At 66.0% G+C, this 20,850-nt stretch carries 17 protein-coding genes; 8 read left to right on the top strand and 9 right to left on the bottom strand.

What is annotated here, in order from left to right:
• Positions 1–118 precede the first annotated feature (118 nt).
• Complete coding sequence (locus IQ24_RS00975; RefSeq protein ID WP_145395841.1) at positions 119–832, top strand: VIT1/CCC1 transporter family protein; 714 nt, start codon at positions 119–121, stop codon at positions 830–832.
• Here IQ24_RS00975 and IQ24_RS00970 read toward each other — a convergent pair.
• From IQ24_RS00970 to IQ24_RS00945, 6 genes are all read right to left on the bottom strand, one after another.
• Entirely contained in the window at positions 829–1,581 is a 753-nt protein-coding gene (locus IQ24_RS00970; RefSeq protein WP_145395840.1) for an ABC transporter ATP-binding protein, read from the bottom strand. The two genes, IQ24_RS00975 and IQ24_RS00970, sit on opposite strands and share 4 nt — an antisense overlap.
• 50 nt (positions 1,582–1,631) lie before the next feature.
• Positions 1,632–2,501, bottom strand: a complete 870-nt coding sequence (locus IQ24_RS00965; RefSeq protein ID WP_145395839.1) for an ABC transporter ATP-binding protein — start codon at positions 2,499–2,501, stop codon at positions 1,632–1,634.
• Positions 2,498–3,403, bottom strand: a complete 906-nt coding sequence (nikC, locus tag IQ24_RS00960; protein WP_145395838.1) for a nickel transporter permease — start codon at positions 3,401–3,403, stop codon at positions 2,498–2,500. The genes IQ24_RS00965 and nikC overlap by 4 nt, the downstream gene beginning before the upstream one ends.
• A gap of 9 nt (positions 3,404–3,412) precedes the next feature.
• Positions 3,413–4,405: an ABC transporter permease gene (locus IQ24_RS00955; RefSeq protein ID WP_145396125.1), complete on the bottom strand. Its 993-nt coding sequence runs from the start codon at positions 4,403–4,405 to the stop codon at positions 3,413–3,415.
• 81 nt (positions 4,406–4,486) lie between these two features.
• Positions 4,487–6,079: an ABC transporter substrate-binding protein gene (locus IQ24_RS00950; RefSeq protein ID WP_145395837.1), complete on the bottom strand. Its 1,593-nt coding sequence runs from the start codon at positions 6,077–6,079 to the stop codon at positions 4,487–4,489.
• A gap of 136 nt (positions 6,080–6,215) precedes the next feature.
• Complete coding sequence (locus tag IQ24_RS00945) at positions 6,216–6,716, bottom strand: Lrp/AsnC family transcriptional regulator (protein ID WP_145395836.1); 501 nt, start codon at positions 6,714–6,716, stop codon at positions 6,216–6,218.
• 72 nt (positions 6,717–6,788) lie between these two features.
• On the opposite strand from IQ24_RS00945, the gene putA reads away from it, so the two are divergent.
• The 5 genes from putA to IQ24_RS00920 all read left to right on the top strand — a co-directional run bounded on the left by putA (position 6,789) and on the right by IQ24_RS00920 (position 14,077).
• Positions 6,789–10,247, top strand: a complete 3,459-nt coding sequence (putA, locus tag IQ24_RS00940; RefSeq protein WP_422386241.1) for a bifunctional proline dehydrogenase/L-glutamate gamma-semialdehyde dehydrogenase PutA — start codon at positions 6,789–6,791, stop codon at positions 10,245–10,247.
• Between the two features lie 65 nt (positions 10,248–10,312).
• Positions 10,313–11,536, top strand: a complete 1,224-nt coding sequence (locus IQ24_RS00935) for a glutathionylspermidine synthase family protein (protein ID WP_145395834.1) — start codon at positions 10,313–10,315, stop codon at positions 11,534–11,536.
• A 2-nt stretch (positions 11,537–11,538) separates the two neighbouring features.
• Positions 11,539–12,138: a DUF1190 domain-containing protein gene (locus IQ24_RS00930; RefSeq protein ID WP_199756449.1), complete on the top strand. Its 600-nt coding sequence runs from the start codon at positions 11,539–11,541 to the stop codon at positions 12,136–12,138.
• Positions 12,139–12,198: 60 nt separating this feature from the next.
• Positions 12,199–12,843 carry a bifunctional 4-hydroxy-2-oxoglutarate aldolase/2-dehydro-3-deoxy-phosphogluconate aldolase gene (gene eda, locus IQ24_RS00925; RefSeq protein WP_145395833.1) on the top strand — a complete coding sequence of 215 codons (645 nt, stop codon included), beginning with the start codon at positions 12,199–12,201 and terminating at the stop codon, positions 12,841–12,843.
• 10 nt (positions 12,844–12,853) lie between these two features.
• Complete coding sequence (locus IQ24_RS00920) at positions 12,854–14,077, top strand: MFS transporter (RefSeq protein WP_145395832.1); 1,224 nt, start codon at positions 12,854–12,856, stop codon at positions 14,075–14,077.
• A 60-nt stretch (positions 14,078–14,137) separates the two neighbouring features.
• Here the strand turns inward: IQ24_RS00920 and xseA are convergent, their stop codons facing one another.
• A complete protein-coding gene (xseA, locus tag IQ24_RS00915) occupies positions 14,138–15,718 on the bottom strand; it encodes an exodeoxyribonuclease VII large subunit (protein ID WP_145395831.1) in 1,581 nt (526 codons plus the stop codon).
• 126 nt (positions 15,719–15,844) lie between these two features.
• Here xseA and purD point away from each other — a divergent pair, with 126 nt between their 5' ends.
• Entirely contained in the window at positions 15,845–17,107 is a 1,263-nt protein-coding gene (purD, locus tag IQ24_RS00910) for a phosphoribosylamine--glycine ligase (RefSeq protein WP_145395830.1), read from the top strand.
• A gap of 320 nt (positions 17,108–17,427) precedes the next feature.
• Positions 17,428–18,990 carry a 2-isopropylmalate synthase gene (locus IQ24_RS00905; RefSeq protein ID WP_145395829.1) on the top strand — a complete coding sequence of 521 codons (1,563 nt, stop codon included), beginning with the start codon at positions 17,428–17,430 and terminating at the stop codon, positions 18,988–18,990.
• Positions 18,991–19,038: 48 nt separating this feature from the next.
• Here IQ24_RS00905 and IQ24_RS00900 read toward each other — a convergent pair whose 3' ends face one another.
• Together IQ24_RS00900 and IQ24_RS00895 are read right to left on the bottom strand one after the other, a co-directional pair.
• Positions 19,039–19,932: a glycosyltransferase gene (locus tag IQ24_RS00900; protein ID WP_145395828.1), complete on the bottom strand. Its 894-nt coding sequence runs from the start codon at positions 19,930–19,932 to the stop codon at positions 19,039–19,041.
• Between the two features lie 88 nt (positions 19,933–20,020).
• The gene (locus tag IQ24_RS00895) at positions 20,021–20,848 is read right to left on the bottom strand and encodes a glycosyltransferase (protein ID WP_145395827.1); all 828 of its coding nucleotides are present in this window, start codon (positions 20,846–20,848) and stop codon (positions 20,021–20,023) included.
• Between the last annotated feature and the right edge of the window lie 2 nt (positions 20,849–20,850).

Below are 20,850 nucleotides of genomic sequence, written 5' to 3'. Positions count from 1 at the left end.
TTCCTTGAGGGTCGGTTCCTGAAGGGTCAGCCTGCGTCGTCTTGCCCCGCAGGACAAGTCCTACTGTGAGAGGAGGGATTTCGGTTCTATGGTCATGCCGCAAGACAAGGAATCAGCCATGCACCATCATCCCCTTCCGAGTGCCCATTCCGATGATCCGCATTATGTCGGCCGGTTGGGCTGGCTGCGCGCAGGCGTTCTGGGCGCGAATGACGGCATCGTCTCGACCGGAGCGATCATCATGGGCGTCGCCGCCGCAACCCCCGATGCTCAGGCCATCCTGATCGCGGGCGTGGCCGGATTGACGGCAGGGGCGCTCTCGATGGCCGCCGGAGAATATGTCTCGGTCAGCTCGCAAGCCGACACCGAGCGTGCCGATATCGAACGCGAGCGGATCGCGCTGCGCGACTCTCCGCACAGCGAGTTGCGCGAACTGGCCGAGATCTATGAGCAGCGCGGCATGTCGCCCGAGACCGCGTTGCAGGCCGCGCGCGAGGTCAGCGACCATGACGCGCTGGCCGCGCATGTGCGCGATGAGATCGGGCTGACCGATGCGACCTCGGCCAATCCGCTGCAGGCGGCGCTGACCTCGGCGCTGACTTTCAGCCTGGCAGGTGCGGTTCCCTTGCTGGCGGCGATTGCCGCGCCGGTTCCTATGGTCATGGGCTTCGTGCTGGTCGCGACGCTGGTGGCGCTGGCCGTGCTGGGCGCGCTGGGGGCCTGGGCGGGCGGCGCGCCGATCCTGCCGGGCGTCACCCGCGTCACGCTGTGGGGCGCGATTGCGCTGGGCATCACGGCAGGGGTCGGGCGGCTTTTCGGCGTTTCGGCCTAGCTGCGCGCGTAGCCGAGGCTCGCGGCGATCAGGTCACGGGAATATTGATCCGCCGGGGCCTGGGCGCGCAGGGTGGCGACATCCATGATCTCGACCACCTGTCCCGCCCGCATCACCGCCAGCCGGTCGCACATATGGGCGACGACCGACAGATCGTGGCTGACCATGACATAGGTCAGCCCCCGGTCGCGGCGCAGATCGGCCAGAAGGTTCAGGATCTCGGCCTGGACGCTCACGTCGAGCGCGCTGGTCGGCTCATCAAGGAGCAGAAGGCGTGGCTCGGCCGCAAGCGCGCGGGCGATGGCGACCCGCTGGCGCTGGCCGCCCGAGAGCTGGTGCGGATAGCGGAAGCGGAACCCGCTGCCGAGGCCCACTTGTGCCAGAAGCCGGTCGATGCGCGCGTCGATATCGTCCATGCCCTGAAGCTTCAGCGTCTCGGACAGGACGCGGTCGACGGAATGGCGGGGATGGAGGCTGGCATAGGGGTCCTGAAAGACCATCTGCACGGTGCGGTGAAAGCCCTTAGAGCGGCGGCGGCCATGGATGGCTTCACCCGCAACCTCGATCTTGCCGGACCAGCTGTCGACAAGGCCGGTGATAGCGCGCAGGATCGTCGACTTGCCCGAGCCGCTTTCGCCGACAAGCCCGAAGCTTTCGCCCTCTGCCACGTGGAAGCTGGCGTCACGGACGGCATGAAAGACCTCGGGCGGTTTGCCGAACCAGACATCGAGATGGTCGACGTTCAGCATGACGGGCCCGGTTGGATTTGGGTATTTGGACAACGAAGAAATGGCATGGATCAGAGCCCTCCCGGCTGGGGGGTAAGAATTTCGGCGTCGCGCCAGCTGGCCTCGCGCTTGAGGACCGGAAGGCGGTCGACCGCCGTATCCAGGCGCGGGAGGCTGTTGAGGAGGCCTTGCGTATAGGGGTGGCGGGCGTTGTGGAGATCGCTCGCGGCCAGCGTTTCGACCACGCGGCCGGCATACATGATGAGCACACGATCGCAGAATTGCGCGACCAGATTGAGGTCATGGCTGATGAAGATAAGGCCCATGCCGCGATCCTGAACCAGCCGGTCCATAATCCGCAGGACCTCGGTGCGGACCGAGACGTCGAGGGCCGAGGTCGGTTCATCGGCGATCAGGATATCGGGGTCGGGGGCCAGCATCATGGCGATCATGATGCGTTGGCCCATGCCGCCTGAAACCTCGTGCGGGTAGCTGTCGAAGACGCGTTGCGGGTCGCGGATCTGCACCGCCGCCAGCATGTCGAGCGCTTTCTGCCGCGCCTCGGCCCGGGTGGCGCGGGCGTGGAGGCGGTAAGCCTCCATGATCTGCGCACCGACCGTCATCACCGGGTTCAGGCTGAATTTCGGGTCCTGCATGACCATGCTGATGCGTTGGCCGCGAATGGCGCGCATCTGATCTTCGGGGAGGTTCAGGATGGGTTGGCCCTGCAGGTCGATGCGTTCAGCCGTGACCTTGCCCGGCGGGCGGACGAGGCCGAGGATTGCCCGGCCGGTCATGCTTTTGCCCGAGCCGGATTCGCCCACCACCCCCAGCCGCTCGCGGCCAAGGTCAAAGGTGATGCCGCGTACCGCCTCGAACACGCCCGAGCGGGTCGGGAAGTTGACGCGGAGATCGCGGACGGAGAGAAGCGGGGCGGTCATTCCTTGGCTCCTTTCGGGTCCAGCACGTCGCGCAGCCCGTCGCCCAGCAGGTTGAAGGCCAGGCTGACCACGAAGATCGCAAGGCCGGGCATGGCGGCGACCCACCAGAAATCCATGATGAAGGCGCGCCCGTCCGAGATCATCGCGCCCCATTCCGGCATGGGCGGCTGCGCGCCAAGGCCCAGAAAGCCCAGACCTGCGGCCGAGAGGATGATCCCCGCCATGTCGAGCGCGACCCGCACGATCAGGCTGGAGACGCAGAGCGGCCAGACATGGCCGACCAGCAGGCGCATCGGCCCCGCCCCCTGCAGCCGTGCGGCGGCGATGTAATCGGCCTTGCGGATCGACAGCGTCTCGGCCCGCGCCAAACGCGCATAGGCGGGCCATGAGGTCAGCGCGAGCGCCAGCACCGCATTGCCGATGCCGGGTCCAAGGGCTGCCACGAAGGCCAGCGCCAGAATGAGCTTCGGGAAGGCCAGGAAGATGTCGGTGATGCGCATCAGGACCTGATCGACCCAACCGCCAAGGAAGCCCGACAAGGTGCCGATGAAAAGCCCGATGACCGGGGCCACCAGCGCCACCGTGCCCACGATGAACAGCGTGATGCGCGAGCCATGGATTAGCCGCGACAGGATGTCCCGGCCAAGCGCGTCGGTGCCCAGCCAATGCTCGGCCGAGGGCGGTTGCAGCCGCCCGCCAAGGTTCTGCGCAAACGGGCTTTTGGGCGAGATCCAGGGTGCGAAGATCGCGATCAGCACCAGCAGGATCAGAATGACCAGTCCGACCAGCGCCAGCTTGTTGGCGCGAAACGTCAGCCAGCCCTGATAAAGCGCACCCAGCCGGGCTTGACGCCGGGTCTGCGGCGCGTCCGAAAGCAGCCATTCGCGTGTCGTGATCGTCATGGCGCCCTCTCAGCCCGACCGCGGGTCGAGAACCCGGTAAAGAATGTCGCTGAGGAGGTTCAGCAGGATGAAGCAGGTTCCGATGACCACGGTGCCGCCCAGAACGGCGTTCATGTCCCCTGCCAGCAGCGCCTTGGTGATGTATTGGCCAAGGCCGGGCCAGCTGAACACGATCTCGGTCAGGACCGAGCCTTCCAACAGCGAGGCGAAGCTGAGCGCGATCACCGTGATCAGCGGCACCATGATATTACGGAAGGCGTGACGCCAGATCACCCGCCGCTCGGTCATGCCCTTGACGCGGGCGGTGATGATATATTCGGCCGAGAGCTGCTCCAGCATGAAGCTGCGGGTCATGCGGCTGATATAGGCAAGGCTGAAATAGCCCAGCAGGCTGGCGGGCAGGATGATATGGCTGAAAGCGTCGCGGAAGGCGCCCCAGTCGCCAGCCAGCAGGCTGTCGATCAGGATCATGCCGGTGACCGTCGGCACCATGCCGTCATAGATGATGCCTTGGCGGCCCGGGCCACCGACCCAGCCGAGGATGCCGTAGAAGAGCAAGAGCCCCATCAGCCCCAGCCAGAAGATCGGCACCGAATAGCCGACCAGCGCCACGACGCGTGCGATCTGGTCGATCCAGCCGCCGCGCCGTGCCGCCGCGATCACGCCCAGCGGCACGCCCACGAGCACGCCGATCAGCGTGCCCAGCGTCGCAAGTTCGACCGTGGCGGGGAAGACCCGCTTCAGATCCTCGGCCACGGGATGGCCGGTCGAAATCGAGCGGCCGAAATTCCCCTGCACCACATCGGTGATATAGCGCAGGAACTGTTCCCACAGCGGCCGGTCAAGGCCCATCGCCTGATAGGCCGCGTCATATTGTGCCTGGGTCGCCCTGTCGCCCACCACCTTCAGCACCGGGTCGATCGGCATGATCCGCCCGATGATGAAGGTGATGAGCAAAAGGCCCAGAAGCGTCAGCCCAAGCGACAGCAGGACACCGCCGATGGCGCGCAGGTTGCGCCCGAAGCGCGGACCGAAAAGCGCCCGCCCTCCGGTCCCCGTGGTGCCGTTGCCGCCCGACACCGCTTAGCCTTTCGTGACCTGGCGGTAGAAGACGTTGCTGACCGAACCGCCAGCCGTCCAGTGCTGGATGTTCTTCTGCATGACCGACTGCTGGACCTTCTGGAACAGCGGGATGATCGGCGCGATCTCGCGATATTCCTGCTGCAGGTCCAGATACATCTGCACGCGCTTGTCGGTGTCGCCCTCAAGCGTGGCGGCGATGGTCGCCTTGTTCATATCCTCCGGCACCGCCCAGGAGTTGCGCCAGGCAAGCTGCGACAGCTTCGCATCATCGGCGTTGTTCGGGTTGATCGCGAAGGTCGAGGCGTTGGTGTTCGGGTCCGAATAGTCCGGGCCCCATTCGCCGATGAAGATCGGCACCTGCCGCGCGCGATAGGCGTCCAGCACCTGTGCGCCGGTCATCTGCTGGATCTCCAGCGTCAGCCCGACCTCGGCCATCGAGGCCTGCAGCGCCTGGGCCACGTTCAGATATTCCGGGATGTCGCGGACCATCGTCTTGACGGTGCCCGAGGTCACGCCCGCATCCGTCAGGATCTGCTTGGCCTTGGCGACGTCATAGGTCCAGGGATTGTCCTCGGAGGCGCCCAGATAGCCTTCGGGCAGGAAGTTCTGGTGGATCTTCCACTGGCCTTTCAGGAAGCTGCCTTCCATGCCCTGATAGTCGACCAGATATTTCATCGCCTCGACGACTTCGGGCTTTTGCAGCAGCGGGTCCTTCTGGCTGAGGCCCATGTAAAGGATATGGCCGCGTAGCTCGTCCTGAACCGCCAGCTTGTCATTGCCCGAGATGCCATCGACATCGGTCGGCGACAGGTTGCGGGCCACGTCGATGTCGCCCTGCTCCAGCAGCAGACGCTGGGCGCTGCTTTCCTGCACATGGCGCACGATCACGCGCTTCATCGCGGGCGCGCCCTGCCAGTATCCTTCGTTGACCGCGAATTGCACCTGCTCATTCGGGCGCCAGCCGGCCAGCGAATAGGGGCCGGACCCGGCCGAGTTGGTGTTGAGCCAGGCGTGACCGAAGTCATCGCCCTCGGCGTGCTGCATCGCGGTTTCCTTGTCGATCACCGAGCCGACGCTGGCGGCCAGACAGTTCAGCACGAAGGATTGCGCATAGGGCTGGTCCAGCTTCAGGACCAGCTTGTTGCCGTCGGCGGTGATCATCTGATCGACATTCTCGGGCGTGAAGCCGAACTGGTTCAGGATGAAGGCGGGCGACAGGTTCAGCTTGACCGCGCGCTGCAGCGACCAAGCGGCATCCTCGGCGCGGACCGGATTGCCCGACTGGAATTTCACGCCCTCGCGCATGGTCAGGGTGATGGTCTTGCCATCCTCGCTGACCTCCCAGCTTTCGGCGAGGCTGGGTTTGATCCCGGCCTTCAGATCCATCGGATCGAAATCGACCAGCCGGTCGTAAAGGTTGTTGGTGACGTCGATGCCCGAAAACTCAAAGGCCTGCGCCGGATCAAGGCTGATGATGTCGTCGATCTGCGCGGCCACCACCAGCACATCGGCGGGCGTCTCGGCCATGGCGGCCGGCGCGACGGCCAGCGCCGAAGCCAGAAGAATCGCGCGAAGCGTGAAACGCTGAGTCATGTTGGAAATCCTGTTGCCCTGTTGCTCGGCCCCTTTCAGACGGGTGCCGCTGTGCCATAGGTTGGAGCGAAGATTATTGACTCGCAAGTCAAATTTCCGACCAAAGTCTTGCCTGCCGGAAACTGCCGAACTTCCCTTACGGCAAAGCGACGGCGGCATTGTCCTTGACCGCCTCCATCGCGACATAGGTCGAGCTTGAGGAGACATGCGGCAGGGTCGAGATGCGCTCGGCCAGCACCCGGCGGTAATCGGCGATATCGGTGGTGCGCACCTTCAGCAGATAGTCGAAGCCCCCGGCGATCATGTGGCATTCCTCGATTTCGGGGATGGCGCGGACGGCGCGATTGAAGGCTTGCAGCGCGGCCTCGCGCGTGTCGGTCAGGCGCAGCTCGACGAAAGCCACATGCGCAAGGTTCATCCGCAGGGGCGACAGCACCGCGCGGTAACCCGCGATGACGCCCGCCTGCTCCAGCCGTTTCATCCGCGCCTGCACCGGCGTTTTCGATAGGCCGACCAGCCCCGCAAGCTCGGTCACGCTGATCCGCCCGTCGCGCGACAGATGCGCCAGAATCGCCCGGTCGATACGGTCCAGTTCGAACGGTTCGTTTTCGGCAGGATTTTTGGACGGATTGGACATGTTTCAGGTATCATTGGGCGATTTCACTTTCAGCAGACCGTTATGATCAGACAAAAGTCAAGGACCCTGCCCATGCCCAAGGATGTTGCCCCGCTGTCCCCCTCGCTTGCCGCCATCGACTGGATGACGCTTGCCCCCGAAGGCCCGCTGCTGGCCAGCCTGCTGGTCGAGGCGGATCTTTCGGCCGAGGCGCGCCAGTCCATCGTGGACGCAGGCGCCGATCTGGTCGCCCGCATCCGCAAGGAGCTGCACCCCGGGCTGATGGAGGTCTTTCTGGCCGAATATGGGCTGTCGACCGATGAGGGGCTGGCGCTGATGTCGCTGGCCGAGGCGCTGTTGCGCGTCCCCGATGCCGAGACCTCGGACGCGCTGATCGAGGACAAGATCGCCCCCGCCGACTGGAAGCGCCACAAGGGCCGCTCGACCTCTTCGGTGGTGAACCTCTCGACCCGCGGGCTGATGCTGACCGGGGGCGTGCTCGACCGCCGTAACGCCGGGCTGGTGCGCAGCGCCGTGCGCCGTCTGGGCCAGCCCGTGATCCGCGCCGCCGTCACCCGCGCCATGCGCGAGATGGGCCGCCAGTTCGTGCTGGGCCAGACCATTCAGGAGGCGATGAAGCGCGCCGCTGAAAACCCCGCCGCGACGCAAAGCTATGACATGCTGGGCGAGGCTGCGATGACGGGCGATGACGCGCGCCGCTATGAGGCCGCCTATGCCCGCGCCATCGAGGCGATTGCCAAGGCCTGCACCAAGGGCAAGCTGCGTGACAACCCCGGCATCTCGGTCAAGCTGTCGGCACTACATCCCCGCTATGAGACCGCGCAAGAGGCGCGCGTCATGGCCGAACTGGTGCCGATCCTGTCGCGGCTGGCGCAGATGGCGGCCAAGGCCGACATGCCGCTGACCATCGACGCCGAGGAAAGCTTCCGCCTGACGCTGTCGTTGCAGGTGATCGAGGCCGTGCTGCAGGACCCCGCGCTGCAAGGCTGGGACGGGTTCGGCATTGTTGTGCAGGCCTATGGCCGCCGTGCGGGCGCGACCATCGACTGGCTGCATGACATGGCCACCCGGCTGGATCGCAAGATCATGCTGCGGCTGGTCAAGGGCGCCTATTGGGACGCCGAGATCAAGCGCGCGCAGGTCATGGGTCTGGCCGATTTCCCGGTCTGGACGCGCAAGGTCTCGACCGATGTCAGCTATATCGGGCTGGCGCGGCGGCTGCTGGGCATGACCGATCGCATCTATCCGCAATTCGCCACCCATAACGCCCATACTGTCGCCGCCATCCTGCATATGGCGCAGGACCGGCGCGCGTTCGAATTCCAGCGCCTGCATGGCATGGGCGAGCGGCTGCATGACATCGTGCAGAAGGATCACGGCACACGCCTGCGCATCTATGCGCCCGTCGGCGCGCATCGCGAATTGCTGGCCTATCTGGTCCGCCGCCTGCTGGAAAACGGCGCGAACTCCAGCTTCGTGAACCAGATCGTCGATGAGGCGATCCCGCCCAGCATCGTTGCCGCCTGCCCGCTGACCGCGCTGGAGGGGCTGGCCCATCCCGAGAACCTCTCGATTGCGCGCGGCCCCGCGCTGTTCGCGCCCTCGCGTGAAAACTCGCGCGGCTTCGACATCACCGACCGCCCGGTGCGCGACGCCCTACTGCAATCGCGTGACAGCGAGTTGCAGGACCTTGCGCCGGTCGCCGTCCCCCTGATCGCGGCAAGCCTTCAGAACGGCCCCGCCGAGGATGTGGCAAACCCCGCCACCGGCGAGACGGTCGGTCAGGTCCATGCCGCCACGCCCGCGCAGATCGAGGCCGCGCTGGCAAGCGCGCAGCCCTGGACCCTGCCCGTCTCGGCACGCGCCGAGACCCTGCGCCGCGCCGCCGATCTTTACGAATCGAACGCGCCGCTGATTCTGGGACTGCTGGCGAAAGAGGCCGGGAAGACCATGGCCGACGCCGTGGCCGAACTGCGTGAGGCCGTCGATTTCCTGCGCTACTACGCCGCACAAAGCGAAAGCCTGCGCGATCCGGCACGCGGCATCTTCACCGCTATCAGCCCGTGGAACTTCCCGCTGGCGATCTTTACCGGCCAGATCGCCGCAGCGCTTGCGGCGGGGAATGGCGTGCTGGCCAAGCCCGCCGAGCAGACGCCGCTGATCGCGCATCTGGCGGTCGGGCTGATGCTGCGCGCGGGCGTGCCCGCCAGCGCCTTGCAGCTTCTGCCGGGCGACGGGCGCGTGGGCGCGGCCCTGACCCGCGATCCGCGCGTCGACGGTGTGGTCTTCACCGGCTCGACCGAGACCGCGCTGAAAATCCGCGCCGCAATGGCCGAACATCTGGCCCCGACCGCGCCACTGATCGCGGAAACCGGCGGGCTGAATGCCATGGTCGTCGACAGCACCGCGCTGCCCGAACAGGCGGTGCGCGACATCGTGGCCAGCGCCTTCCAATCGGCGGGGCAGCGCTGCTCGGCCCTGCGTTGCCTCTATCTGCAGGAAGACATCGCCAAGCCCGTGCTGGAGATGCTGGAAGGCGCGATGGAGGAGCTGCGCCTTGGCGATCCGGCCCAGATCACCACCGACGTCGGCCCCGTCATCGACGCCGAGGCGCATGCCGGGATCGACGACCACATCTCGCGCGCGAAGGCCGAGGGGCGGCTTCTGAAGCAGCTTCCCGTGCCGCCCCAGGGGCATTTCATCGGCCCCGCGATCATCCGCATCACGTCCATCGCCGACATGAAGCGCGAGATCTTCGGCCCGGTCCTGCATGTCGCGACCTTCCCCGCTGACGGGCTGGACCGCGTCGTGGCACAGGTGAACGCCACCGGCTATGGCCTGACCTTCGGCCTGCACAGCCGCATCGAGTCGCGAACGGATACCGTCGCCGGGCGCGTGCATGCGGGCAACGCCTATGTGAACCGCAACCAGATCGGCGCGGTCGTCGGCAGCCAGCCTTTCGGCGGCGAGGGGCTGTCGGGCACCGGCCCCAAAGCGGGCGGGCCGGAATATCTGCAGCGCTTCACCGCGCGCGCCGTGCCGCTCAGCATCTGGGACGCCGCCTTTTCGCAGGATGCGGCCTCGGTTGCGCAGAAGCTGGCCTCTGCCGCGCCCGCCCATGACAGCGAGCGCGAGATCGACCTGCCCGGCCCCACGGGCGAGGCGAACCGGCTGCGGCTGCTGTCGCGTGACCCGGTGCTGTGCCTTGGCCCCGGCCTTGAAACCGCCAAGGACCAGCTGGCGCAGGTGCGCCGTCTGGGCGGGCGCGGCGTGGCGCTGGACCGCCCGCTGTCGCCCGAGCTTCTGACCAGCCTGCAAGGCTTCTCGGGGGCCGTCTGGTGGGGGGATGAGGACACCGGCCGTGCCTATGCACGCGCACTCGCCGCCCGCACGGGTCCGATCCTGCCGCTGATCGGCGCGCTCGACGCGGGGTATGTGCTGATCGAGCGTCACCTTTGCATCGACACGACCGCCTCGGGTGGCAACGCGGCGCTGCTGGCGGGCGAATCCCTCGGCAAGGCACGGCGATAATGCGCCTCTGACCTTGCATCCGGCCCGCTTCCCGGCCATTCCGGGGGGCGAGGCATGGAGGCTTGATGGAAAAGATCACCCTACCCGAACGGCCGGACTGGCGCATCGAGGCCGAGGCATTGGGTTTCACCTTCGCCGATATGGGTGGAGAGCCCTATTGGGACGAAACCAGCGCCTATCGTCTGACCCTGCAGCAGATCGAGGAGGACATTGAAGCCCCCTCGACCGAGCTGCATGCGCTCTGCCGCGAGGCGGTCGCGAAGGCCGTTCTCAGTGAGGAATGGCTGACCCGTCTGGACATCCCGCGCCCCTATTGGGATCTGGTCGAACAGTCATGGTCGAATGGCGAGCCCGAGCTTTATGGCCGCATGGATCTGGCCTATGACGGCAAGGGTCCGGCGAAGCTGCTGGAATATAACGCCGACACGCCGACTTCGCTTTACGAATCCGCCTCGTTCCAGTGGCTCTGGCTGGAAGAGCAGCAAAAGCGCGGCGTGCTTTCGCCCGACACCGACCAGTTCAACGCTCTGCATGAGGCGCTGGTCGAACGCTGGGCCGAGATCTGTGAACCGGCGACCGAGATCCATTTCGCTGCCGACAAATCGAACCCCGAGGATTACGCCACCGTCGAGGCTTTGGCCTGGGCTGCGCGCGAGGCCGGGATGGGCGCGCATTTCACCGATCTTGCCGGGATCGGCGTGACCGAGGAGGGACAGTTCGCCGATGACAAGGACCGGGTGATCGGCACGCTCTTCAAGCTTTACCCCTGGGAAGACATGCTGCGCGATGATTTCGCGGCCTATCTTCAGGGCTCGGGCCTGCGCTGCATCGAGCCTGCGTGGAAGGCGATCCTGTCGAACAAGGGGCTTCTGCCGCTGCTGTGGGAGATGTTCCCCGGCCACCCGAACCTGCTGCCCGCCTTCTTCGAAGCCGATGTCGCCGAGGCGCTGAAAGGCGGCGCGCCCGCCCCCTCGGTCGCCGATGCTTTCGCCGCCGCCGAAGAGCAGTTGCGCGCCGGCTATGTGACCAAGCCCATCTTCTCACGCGAGGGGGCCGGTGTCTCGATCTTCGAGCGCGGGCATGAGACCGAGCGGACGCAGGACGACAGCTATTCGCATCATCCGATGATCCTGCAGGCGCTGGCACCGCTGCCCGAATATTCGGGCTTCCATCCGGTGCTGGGTGCGTGGATCGTGGGCGAGGCTTGCGTCGGGCTTGGCATCCGCGAGGATCGCGCCCGCATCACCCACAACCTGTCGCGGTTCAAGCCGCATTTTATCGAGGGCTGACCATGTTGAAACGCAAACGCTCCCGTCATGTCGCGCTGGTTCTGGCCGGAACCGCCACGCTGGCCCTTGCCGCCTGCGAGGATGACCGCGTCGACGCCCAATCCTTCCCCGACCTGCAAAGCTGCATCGCGGCGGCCGAGGAAAACAGCCTGTTCTTCACCGCCGAGGACTGCCGCACGAATTTTGCCGCAGCCCAGGAGGAATATCTTGAGACCGCGCCGCGCTATGAGTCGAAAGAACTCTGCGAGCAGCAGCACGGTGCCGGGAATTGCGGCGACGATCCGGTCGCGCAGAACTCGGGCGGCGGTGGCTTCTCGTTCATGCCGCTGCTCATGGGCTATATGCTGGGCTCGATGATGTCGCGCGGCGGCGGGGTCTTCTCGCAGCCGATGGTGCGCACGGCGGACGGCCGCTTTGCCACGCCCAAGGGCGATCAGAGCTTTGCCAGCAACCGTGGCGCGGGCAAGGTGCCGACGCAGACCTTCACCCGCGCACCCTCGACCCTGGGCAAGCCGCCGCTTTCGTCAGCAGCGGTCGCGCAGCGGGGCGGCTTCGGACAAAGCTCGACGGCGCGCTCCTCGTCGCGCGGGTTCGGCGGCTGACGGCTTGCGCGCCCGCGCGGAAAGGTACAGGGTCACGGGCTGAAGCCCAAAGGTGCCGCCATGACCCCCAAGATCCAATCCGCCCAGACCCGCCGCCTGTGTCAGCTTGCGCCGGTCATTCCGGTCCTTGTCGTGGCCGATGCCGCGCGCGCCGCCGATCTGGCCGCCGCGCTGGTCGAAGGCGGCCTGCCGGTGCTGGAAGTGACGCTGCGCACGCCTGCCGCGCTGGATGTGATCCGAGCCATGGCGCAAGTGCCCGGCGGCCATGTCGGCGCAGGCACGGTGCTGACCCCCGATGACGTCAAACGCGCCCGCGAGGCCGGGGCCAGCTTCGCCGTCTCGCCCGGCGCGACCGAGACGCTGATCCGCGCCTGCGAGGACGAAGGGCTCGCGCTGCTGCCCGGGGCCGCGACCGCCAGCGAGGCGATGCGGCTGGCCGAAATTGGCTATGACATGCTGAAATTCTTCCCGGCCGAGGCGGCAGGCGGGGTCAAGGCGCTGAAATCTTTGGCAGGTCCCCTGCCCCATATCAGCTTTTGCCCGACCGGCGGCGTGACGCCGCAAAGCGCGCCCGACTATCTGAGCGCGCCGAATGTCATCTGCGTGGGTGGCAGCTGGATCGCGCCCGATGCCGATGTCACAGCCGGACACTGGGCCACGATCACCGAGCGGGCCAAGGCCGCGCAAGCCTTGCGTGTGAAATGAGCGGGGCGCCATGACCGAAGCACTTCCCATCGAGAACATGCCGCGCGCGCGGCGCAACGTCATCGTGCTGCTGCTGGCGCAAGCGCTTCTGGGCGCGCAGATGTCGATGATCTTCATCGTCGGCGGGCTGGCGGGCCAGATGCTCAGCCCGAACCCCTGCATCGCGACCCTGCCCCTGTCGATGGTGGTGCTGGGCACGGCGCTATCCGCGCGTCCGCTTGCCAGTTTCATGCGCCAGCACGGGCGCAAGACGGGCTTCTTTCTGGCCTGTGGCGCGGGTGCGATCGGAGCGGGTCTCGCGGCCATCGGCATCTATGTCGGGAATTTCTGGCTGTTCATGCTGGGCGGGCTCTTCACCGGCATCTATCAGGCGGCGCAGGGCTTCTATCGCTTCGCCGCGACCGATTGCGCGCCGCCCGAGTTTCAAGCCAAGGCCATCTCATGGGTGCTGGCGGGCGGCCTGGCTGCGGCCTTCACCGGCCCGTTTCTGGTGCGCGCGACCGCCGAGGCGACGGCCATTCCCTTCCTTGCCACCTATGCCGCGATCATCGTCTTGAACCTGCTGGGCCCGGTGCTGTTCGCTTTCCTGGACATCCCGAAGCCTGCCGCGACCTCGCATGAGGCGGCGCGTGGCCGCAGCCTTGCCGAATTGATCCGCGTGCCGCAGATTGCCGTCGCGATGATCTGCGGCATGGTCTCTTATGCGCTGATGAACCTTGTGATGACCTCGACCCCGCTGGCGGTCGTCGGCTGCGGGTTTCATACGGCGGATGCGGCCAATATCGTCTCGTTCCACGTGCTGGCGATGTTCGCGCCGTCGTTCTTCACCGGGCATCTGATCGCCCGCTTCGGCGCGCAGCGGATCGTCATGCTGGGGCTGGTGATCCTGGCGGGTGCAGGCGCGGTGGCGCTGTCGGGGGTTGAGCTTGGGCATTTCTATGTCGCGCTGGTCCTGCTGGGGCTCGGCTGGAACTTCGGTTTCATCGGCGCGACCAGCATGCTGACCCGCGCCTATCGGCCAGAAGAGCGCGAGCGGGTGCAGGGGCTGAATGATGCCATCGTCTTTGGCGGCGTCTTCGTGGCCTCGCTGTCCTCGGGCGGGCTGATGAACTGCCTGAGCAGCTCGACCCAGACCGGCTGGAACGCGGTGAACGTCGCGATGCTGCCCTTCCTGCTGTTGGCTGGTTGTTCGCTTATCTGGTTGATGCTGAAGCCGAAAACCTCGGAAGGGTGAGAGGCTGGGGGCGCTGCCCCCAGGCCCCCGGGGTATTTTACAACGAAGAAATCCGCGCGGTCAGAAGAGGGATTGCTGGCCTTCGGGGTCGGTTGGTGGTTTGCGCGTGGGTTTGGCGGCGACGGGCTTTTCCGGGGCATCTTCGGGGCGTGCGGTGAGGCGGCCGTCGTGGAACTCGATCTGGAAAGAGGCGAGTTTGCTGGCGGCTTCGGCGGTGGTGACGAGGCCTTGCGGGCCGTGGACCACGGTGAAGCCGCGTCGAAGCGTTTCGCGATAGCCCAGCGTCTGGCGCAGCCGGTCGAGGCGGTCGAGGCGTTCTTTCCGTGGGTTGAGAATGCGCGGGGCGGTGGCCATGAGGCGGGTCGTCATGTCGGCGAGATGCTGGCGGTCGCGACGGATCTGGCGCTGGTTGTCGGCAAGGGTGCGGGTTTGCGCGCGCTGAAGGCGAGCGGCGATGTCAGCGAGGCGCTCGGCCCGGCGCAGGTGCTGGCGCGGGAGGGCGAGCATCAACCGGGTGGCCTGATCCTGGAAGCGCAGGCGCTTGTCGCGCAGGCCCTGCCGCAGCGCGGAGAGCGAGAGCGGCAGGGCGTTCAAGCGTTCGCGCCGCGAGCGGACGAAGCCCGAGAGTGCGGTCTCGAGCCGGCTGGCCGTCAGATCGAAGCGTTGCCGGGCCGGATCGGTCAAAGCCTGCGGCCTGCCAAGCGCGCGGCCGAGATCGGCGAGGCGTTGGCGGTGCCGTTGAAGGCGGGTCTGCTGGCTGCGGATCATCCGCGCGCGCGATTCGCTGAGCCGGGCGGCCAGATCGGCGCGGACCGGCACCGCCATCTCGGCGGCGGCTGTCGGTGTGGGCGCACGGCGGTCCGAGGCGAAGTCGATCAGCGTCGTGTCGGTTTCATGGCCCACGGCCGAGATCAGCGGGATCTGGCTGTCGGCGGCGGCGCGCACGACCTCTTCTTCGTTGAAGCCCCAGAGATCCTCGAGGCTGCCGCCCCCTCGCGCGACGATGATGAGGTCGGGACGCGGGATCGGGCCGTCGGAGGTCAGTGCGTTGAAGCCACGGATGGCGGCCGAGACCTGCGGGGCGCAGGCCTCACCCTGGACAGCGACCGGCCAGATCAGCACACGGGTCGGGAAGCGGTCGCGCAGACGGTGAAGGATGTCGCGGATGACCGCGCCCGAAGGCGAGGTCACGACGCCGATGACGCGGGGGAGAGCTGGAAGCGGGCGTTTGCGCGCCTCATCGAAAAGCCCTTCGGCGGCTAGCGCCTTGCGGCGTTTTTCCAGCATCATCATCAGCGCGCCCGCACCTGCGGGCTCGATCTCATCGACGATCAGCTGGTATTTGGACTGGCCGGGAAAGGTGGTGAGGCGACCGGTGGCGATGACCTCGATGCCCTCTTCGGGGCGGGTCGAGAGCTTGGCGGCCTGCCCCTTCCAGGTCACCGCCGCGATGATGGCGCGGTCATCCTTGAGGTCGAAGTAGAGATGCCCTGATGACGGGCGCGAGACGCGGCCGATCTCTCCGCGTACGCGGACGCGGCCGAATTCGCCCTCGAGCACGCGTTTGACCGCGCCCGAGATTTCCGAGACCGTGAATTCATGGGCATTGCTGCCGGGCGCGCCGTCTTCGAAGAGTTCCATGCCATGGTTCTGGCCTGTGCCGGGCGCGGGATCAAGGGTCGATGCCCGAAGGCCGGGCCGATTTGCGATTGATCCGTCAGGGCGCAGTTCCTAGAAGGCCGTCGACAGAGACATAAGGGGCGGCAGATGAACATCCTGATCCTTGGCAGCGGCGGGCGTGAACATGCGCTGGCCTGGGCGATCCGGCAGAACCCGAAATGCGACCGGCTGTTCGTGGCCCCCGGCAATGCGGGGATCGAGAATGTCGCGCGCTGTGCGGCTCTGGATATTCTGTCACGCTCGGCTGTGATCGGGTTCTGCGAGGAGAATGCCATCGATCTGGTGGTCGTGGGGCCGGAGGCGCCGCTGGCGGCGGGCGTCGCGGACGCGCTGCGGGGTGCGGGTATTCTGGTCTTTGGGCCATCTGCGGCGGCGGCGGCGCTGGAAGCCTCGAAATCCTTCACCAAGGAGGTCTGCGACGCCTGCGATGCGCCCACCGCTGCATGGGCGCGCTTTGCTGAAGCCGGGCCTGCGCGGGACTATATTCGCGCGCAGGGTGCCCCGATTGTCGTGAAGGCGGACGGGCTGGCGGCTGGCAAGGGCGTGACGGTTGCCATGACCGAGGCCGAGGCCATTGACGCCATCGACCGCATCTTTGGCGGCGAGTTCGGTGACGCGGGTGCGGAAGTGGTCATTGAAGAATTCATGGAGGGTGAAGAGGCGAGTTTCTTCATCCTCTGTGACGGGACCGACTGCCTGCCCATCGGCACGGCGCAGGACCACAAGCGCGTGGGCGAAGGCGACACCGGGCCGAACACCGGCGGCATGGGGGCCTATTCGCCCGCGCCCGTCCTGACGCAGGAGATTCAGGATCAGGTCATGGCGCGCATCGTGCGCCCGACCATTGCCGAGATGGCGCGGCGCGGGACGCCGTTTCAGGGTGTCCTCTATGCCGGTCTGATGATCAAGGACGGCGAGGCGCGGCTGGTCGAATATAACGTCCGTTTCGGCGATCCGGAATGTCAGGTGCTGATGATGCGGCTTGGCGCGCAGATCCTGGACCTGATTCTGGCCTGTGCCGAGGGGCGGCTGGCCGAGGTGGATGTCAACTGGTCCGATGACCATGCGCTGACCGTCGTGCTGGCCGCGAAGGGCTATCCGGGGGATTACGAGAAAGGCAGCGTGATTGCCAGGCTGGACGCCCTGCCCGAGGACAGCGCGCATATGGTCTTTCACGCAGGCACGGCGCGACGGGAGGGTCAGTTGGTCGCCACCGGCGGGCGTGTGCTGGCGGCGACCGGGCGCGGGGCGAGCCTGACTGAGGCACATGCGCGGGCCTATGCGCTGGTCGAGGGGATCGACTGGCCGGGTGGGTTCTGCCGTCGCGATATCGGGTGGCGGGCCTTGTGAGCGAGGCTGTCGCGCCCTGCTGGTGGCGATGATTTTTTGGGTATTTGGGCAACGAAGAAGGCGGGCGTTGGGCAAAAGAATTTGCCGGGGGTGAATTCGGGGCTTTTCAATTTGCGGGCGGCGGTCCTATAGTCCGGGCCATGACTCGGACGCGACACATCGCCACGGCCCCAAACGCGCAATTCGGCGCGCGCTTTGCCGTGAGCCTCCGCGGTCTGCTTCTTCTTACGCTGCGCTGAGCGGGTCTCCGGGCTGCCGCTCAGTCAGGTCACGCGCCCGGACCCCCAAATTCTGACACTCTGCGTAAGAAAGAACAAATGATGTCCGACAAGAACCGTGTCCTGATTTTTGATACGACCCTGCGTGATGGCGAGCAGTCGCCCGGCGCAACCATGACCCATGCCGAAAAGATCGAGATCGCCCAGATGCTGGACGAAATGGGCGTGGATATCATCGAGGCCGGGTTTCCCATCGCCTCGGAGGGCGATTTCGCGGCCGTGAGCGAGATTGCGAAGAATGCGAAGAACTCGGTCATCTGCGGTCTGGCGCGCGCCCAGTTTGCCGATATCGACCGCTGCTGGGAGGCGGTGAAGCACGCCCGGCAGCCGCGCATTCACACCTTCATCGGCACTTCGCCCCTGCACCGCGCCATTCCCAATCTGGACATGGACCAGATGGCCGAGCGGATCGAGCAGACTGTGACCCATGCCCGCAACCTGTGCGACAATGTGCAATGGTCGCCCATGGACGCCACCCGGACCGAGCATGACTATCTGTGCCGCGTGGTCGAGATTGCGATCAAATCCGGGGCCACCACGATCAACATTCCCGATACCGTGGGCTATACCGCGCCGCGCGAGAGTGCCGAGCTGATCCGCATGCTGCTGGAGCGCGTGCCGGGTGCTGACAATGTCATCTTCGCCACGCATTGCCACAACGATCTGGGGATGGCGACGGCGAACTCTCTGGCGGCGGTCGAGGCGGGCGCGCGCCAGATCGAATGCACGATCAACGGTCTGGGCGAGCGCGCGGGCAATACCGCATTGGAAGAGGTGGTCATGGCGCTGAAGGTGCGTCACGACATCATGCCTTTCGACACCGGCATCGACACCACCAAGATCATGGGGCTGTCGCGGCGCGTGGCGCAGGTCTCGGGCTTTCCGGTGCAGTTCAACAAGGCCATCGTCGGCAAGAACGCCTTCCTGCATGAATCCGGCATCCATCAGGACGGCGTGCTGAAGAACATCGAGACCTTCGAGATCATGCGCCCCGCCGATATCGGGCTGAATGAGGCCAATATCTCGATGGGTAAGCACTCGGGCCGGGCCGCGCTGCGTGCCAAGCTGAGCGAGCTGGGCTATGAGGTCGGTGACAACCAGCTGAAGGATGTCTTCGTGCGGTTCAAGGCTTTGGCCGACCGCAAGAAAGAGGTCTATGACGACGATCTGGTTGCCCTGATGCAGGACAGCGCCGCCAATACCGAGGATGACTTCCTGCAGGTCAAGCATCTGCGCGTCGTCTGCGGCAGCGACGGCCAGTCCGCCGATCTGACGATGATCGTCGGCGGCGAGGAGAAATCGGTGCATTCCGAAGGCGACGGGCCGGTCGATGCCTGTTTCAAGGCCGTACAGAAGATCTGGCCGCATAATGCGGAACTGCAGCTCTATCAGGTGCATGCGGTGACCGAGGGCACGGATGCGCAGGCCACCGTCAGCGTCCGCATGGCCGAGGAAGGGCGCATCGCGACCGGTCAGGCCGCCGATACGGATACGATTCTGGCGAGCGTCAAGGCCTATGTCGGCGCGCTGAACCGGCTGAAGCTGCGGCGCGAGATGGTCGGCCCCGATGCCGATGCCAAGCAGGTCAGCATGTATTCGCACTGAGCCTTGCAGAAGTGAGCTAAGCGGGCCGTCCCTTTGGGGCGGCCCTTTTCAGTTCAGCGCATCCTCATCGCGCTGCGGCATGCGTCCGCTGAGGTCCAGCTTCGGCGCATCCGCGCGGCGCACGAAGCCAAGGTCGCGGCCGATCAGGAAGGGGAAATCATCGGCGAGGATCTTCTCCAGCGCGGCCGGTTTCATCGCCTTGAACCAGGGCGGGAATTTCGCGCGGATGGTGGCAATCGATTTGCCCTCGTCCCATCTGAGAATCATATGCCCGAATACCGACTGGTCGGTCACGCTGACGAAATGCCGGGGCAGCTGGAAATGGTCGATGGCAAAGATCGACCGGCCCGGCGCGCGCATGCGGACCGCCGCCCCCGCGCCCACGAAGGGCTGCTGACTGCGCCAGAAGGTCACCGGATCGCCCTCGTAGCTGCCGAAGCTGACGCCCAGCGGAAAGCTGATCGCGACGCTTTCCAGATCGGCGAAGCGGCGGGCATGGGCGCGCAGCCGGGCGACATGATGGATGCTGAGCGCATCGTCGTCATCGACGCGGAACTGCAGGACCGAGCGCCCGGCCTCTTGCGCGAAGCTGCGCAGATGCGGGCGCAGCGCGTCGCAGGGCGTGCGCTCGCTCGACATCACGATGCGCGCCTGCGGCACCGGTTTGCAGGCCTCTTGCAGGCGGCGATACCATTCCAGCGGCAACTCGGGCGAGACGAGGATCAGGAAGCTGAAGTCCTGATCCGTCTGCGCAGCCATCGAGGGCAGGCACAGCGTCTCGAACGCCTGCATGCGGCGGGCAAGGCGGCGCGGATCGAACAGAATCTCGGCCCGTTTCTGCAGGAGTTCCGGGTCCTTCCCGGCCTGCCCGCGCGTGGACGCCCAGTCGCATCGGCCCAGGAACGAGAACCTGCACAATCCCACGATTTTCTCGCGCGCCATGATTACCCCTGAAAGCGTGATGTCCGTGCGGGTATTATTTCCGCGTACGCAGAAGGGTCAACCGCAGGGTTAATTCAATTCCGAACGATCACCCGTTCAGCAGCGCCTCGATGGCGACGGGATGCAGCCAGGGGTATTCCGCGCTGAACATCTTTCCCGCCTTGGCGTCCGGCAGGATCTCGACGCCCTTGGGCAGGTTCTGCAGATCCAGCTCAACCGAGTCGGAATCGACCCACCGCAGCACCAGCGCGCCGGTCTGGTCATTGTCCTGAATGACCGTCATCCGGCGCGGGATCTGGTAATGCCCGATGGCGAAGATGCTGAGGCGCGGATTGGCCAGACGCACGGCGCAGCCCGCGCCCAGAAACGGCATCTGGAAGCTGAGCGGCACGGGTTTGCGCCCGGGCTCCAGCTTGATCATCATGCCGCGATTGAAGCAGATGCCGAACTGCTCGAGATCCGAAAGCCGCGTGGCATGGGCGCGCAGGCGCTGGATGAAACGGGCCGGAATGCCGTCGTCATCATCCAGCCGGAACTGGATGGGGGGCCGCCCGTCCTGCTGCGCTATCTCCTCAAGAATCGGGGCGAGGACTTCGCCGAGCGTGGGTTCAGCCGCGAAGACGACCTTCACCTGCGCAACCCCGGCGCAGAGATCCAGCAGGCGCTGCTGCATCGGCTGAGGCATGCGGTTCGAACTGATCACCAGAAAGGTGAAATCGGGATCGGTCTGCGCCGCGACCGAGGCCAGCGTCACATCGCGAAAGCTGCGGAAGCGCTTCTCCATCCGGTCGGGCTGGAAAAGCCCGGCCGCGACACGCGCCAGCAGCGCCTCATCCTGACCTTTGGTGCCCGCAAAGGCCTTCCAATCGCTGCGGCCGACATAGGAAAAACGGCAGATGCCGATGATGCGATCCATGC

Source organism: Paracoccus sulfuroxidans (assembly GCF_007830335.1).
Classification (GTDB): Bacteria; Pseudomonadota; Alphaproteobacteria; order Rhodobacterales; family Rhodobacteraceae; genus Paracoccus; species Paracoccus sulfuroxidans.
The sequence above is the reverse complement of the archived record's forward strand: the minus strand, read 5'-3'. Positions and strand labels throughout refer to the sequence as shown.

Bases quoted from the DNA above. Each gene is read 5' to 3' on its own strand.
- purD (WP_145395830.1), top strand. From the start codon at position 15,845: ATGAACATCCTGATCCTTGGCAGCGGCGGGCGTGAACATGCGCTGGCC.
- xseA (WP_145395831.1), bottom strand. From the start codon at position 15,718: ATGGAACTCTTCGAAGACGGCGCGCCCGGCAGCAATGCCCATGAATTC.
- IQ24_RS00930 (WP_199756449.1), top strand. From the start codon at position 11,539: ATGTTGAAACGCAAACGCTCCCGTCATGTCGCGCTGGTTCTGGCCGGA.
- IQ24_RS00900 (WP_145395828.1), bottom strand. From the start codon at position 19,932: ATGGCGCGCGAGAAAATCGTGGGATTGTGCAGGTTCTCGTTCCTGGGC.
- IQ24_RS00975 (WP_145395841.1), top strand. From the start codon at position 119: ATGCACCATCATCCCCTTCCGAGTGCCCATTCCGATGATCCGCATTAT.
- IQ24_RS00950 (WP_145395837.1), bottom strand. From the start codon at position 6,079: ATGACTCAGCGTTTCACGCTTCGCGCGATTCTTCTGGCTTCGGCGCTG.
- IQ24_RS00895 (WP_145395827.1), bottom strand. From the start codon at position 20,848: ATGGATCGCATCATCGGCATCTGCCGTTTTTCCTATGTCGGCCGCAGC.
- putA (WP_422386241.1), top strand. From the start codon at position 6,789: ATGCCCAAGGATGTTGCCCCGCTGTCCCCCTCGCTTGCCGCCATCGAC.
- IQ24_RS00935 (WP_145395834.1), top strand. From the start codon at position 10,313: ATGGAAAAGATCACCCTACCCGAACGGCCGGACTGGCGCATCGAGGCC.
- IQ24_RS00965 (WP_145395839.1), bottom strand. From the start codon at position 2,501: ATGACCGCCCCGCTTCTCTCCGTCCGCGATCTCCGCGTCAACTTCCCG.
- IQ24_RS00945 (WP_145395836.1), bottom strand. From the start codon at position 6,716: ATGTCCAATCCGTCCAAAAATCCTGCCGAAAACGAACCGTTCGAACTG.
- nikC (WP_145395838.1), bottom strand. From the start codon at position 3,403: ATGACGATCACGACACGCGAATGGCTGCTTTCGGACGCGCCGCAGACC.
- IQ24_RS00970 (WP_145395840.1), bottom strand. From the start codon at position 1,581: ATGCTGAACGTCGACCATCTCGATGTCTGGTTCGGCAAACCGCCCGAG.
- eda (WP_145395833.1), top strand. From the start codon at position 12,199: ATGACCCCCAAGATCCAATCCGCCCAGACCCGCCGCCTGTGTCAGCTT.
- IQ24_RS00920 (WP_145395832.1), top strand. From the start codon at position 12,854: ATGACCGAAGCACTTCCCATCGAGAACATGCCGCGCGCGCGGCGCAAC.
- IQ24_RS00905 (WP_145395829.1), top strand. From the start codon at position 17,428: ATGTCCGACAAGAACCGTGTCCTGATTTTTGATACGACCCTGCGTGAT.